Origin of the sequence: Mesorhizobium sp. M4B.F.Ca.ET.089.01.1.1 (assembly GCF_004022605.1) — a bacterium.
In the GTDB taxonomy this organism is placed as follows: Bacteria; Pseudomonadota; Alphaproteobacteria; order Rhizobiales; family Rhizobiaceae; genus Mesorhizobium; species Mesorhizobium abyssinicae.
The window spans coordinates 1-1,472 of sequence record NZ_RZOS01000809.1 but is presented as its reverse complement, the minus strand read 5'-3'; the positions used below and the strand labels follow the sequence as shown (position 1 = coordinate 1,472).

The 1,472-nt window shown below is 66.4% G+C and carries 1 protein-coding gene and 1 pseudogene; one reads left to right on the top strand and one right to left on the bottom strand.

Going from position 1 to position 1,472, the window contains the following annotated elements; genetic code table 11:
• Window positions 1–854 (bottom strand): PAS domain-containing protein (locus EN780_RS34085; protein ID WP_128276447.1); only part of this gene is annotated, 854 nt, incomplete at its 3' end.
• Window positions 855–1,072: 218 nt separating this feature from the next.
• Here EN780_RS34085 and EN780_RS34080 point away from each other — a divergent pair.
• Window positions 1,073–1,472: pseudogene (locus EN780_RS34080) on the top strand (flagellar biosynthetic protein FliO); the annotation flags it as partial.

Below are 1,472 nucleotides of genomic sequence, written 5' to 3'. Positions count from 1 at the left end.
GTGCCGGGGTCGGCCTTGACCGAGCGGACCAGCGCCATGCCGTCGCCGGCAACGATCTCGGGCAGCGAGACGGCGCCCGGCGTGAAGCTTGCCAGATCGATGCCCAGCCATTCGGCGAGTGTGGCGTTGATGTAGGTGACACGGCCTTCCTGGTCGGCGGAAAAGAAACCGGCCGGCGCATGGTCGAGATGGTCGATCGCCTTTTGCAGGTCGAGGAAGAAACGCTCCTGCTCGGCCCGTTCCTGCGAGATGTCGGCAAGCTGCCAGGCAAGCATCGGCAGCCGCTGGCCGGGCACATTGAAGGCACGAGCGCGGGTGCGGTACCAGTGCGCACCGGGCTCCGCGCCGGGGCGGATGGACTGCGCAAGCCTGAACTCGCCGTCGCCCGCCTGGCCGTCGCGCAGGCCGGATGCCAGCCGGTAGATGGTCATCGAGGCTTCGGGAACGTCCGACAGCAGCCCTTCGACCGTCTTGAGGTCGGCCGCCGACGACGCGCCCGTCATGTCGGCGTAGGCCCGGTTGGCGTAGACGATGCGGCCCTTGGTGTCGGTGACCAGCAGGCCTTGCGACATAGAATCGACGAAGGCTTTCGAAAGTTCGTCGCTGGTCGAACGCGGCGCGACCTGAACGAAGCCGATGGCAGTGGCAAACAGGAAGCCGACGCCGATCATCGCCAGCACGCCGAGCATGCCGAGCAGGAAGGGATCGCCAAGGCGCTCGCGGAAAAGCCCGAAAACGATCGCCGCACCGGTCAGGACAACGATGAAGATGATAAGCCGGGTCACGGCACCCGGACGCGTATTCTGGTCGACGATCGGTACCGGATAGAAATCGCCGCGCGTTTCCTTGGCCATGTGCCCCCTGCTCGTGATTCCGGTGCCCGACACCCCGCGGACGGCCGGTTGAATCACATTCTCCTGTAGCGGAAAAGGCCCCGGTGGCAAATGTCAGATAAAAATGGCGCCAGGCCGTGGATTCGTGTTTCAAACTGTTCACGAAGCGTGATGCCAACTTGCGGCGGCCGGTCCGCACGGTCTAGTGTCGCGTCACCTCAAAAAAGGGCGGTGCACCGATGCTGCAGTGGCTGGATAGCGTGGCGGGTCCTGGTTATGTCGCCGCAATCCTGTGGACGTTTGCCGCGCTCGTCCTGCTGGTGGTCGTTCTCCTCATCATCAAGCTGGTGCGCAGCCTGACCTTCGGGACATTCGTCGCCGGCGGCCGCAACCGCAAGACCAGGCTGGCCGTCATGGATGCCACCGCCGTCGACAGCCACCGCCGGCTGGTGCTGGTGCGCCGCGACGACATCGAACATCTCATCCTTATCGGCGGGCCGACCGACGTCGTCGTCGAGCGCGATATCAGGCTGGCGGCGCCGCGCCGCCCGGCGCTGACCGGAGACGGCGGCCAGCAGCAGGCCCAGGCGCCGCGGCCGCGCCCCGCCCAGCCGGCCCCCGTGCCTGTGAGGCAGGCAC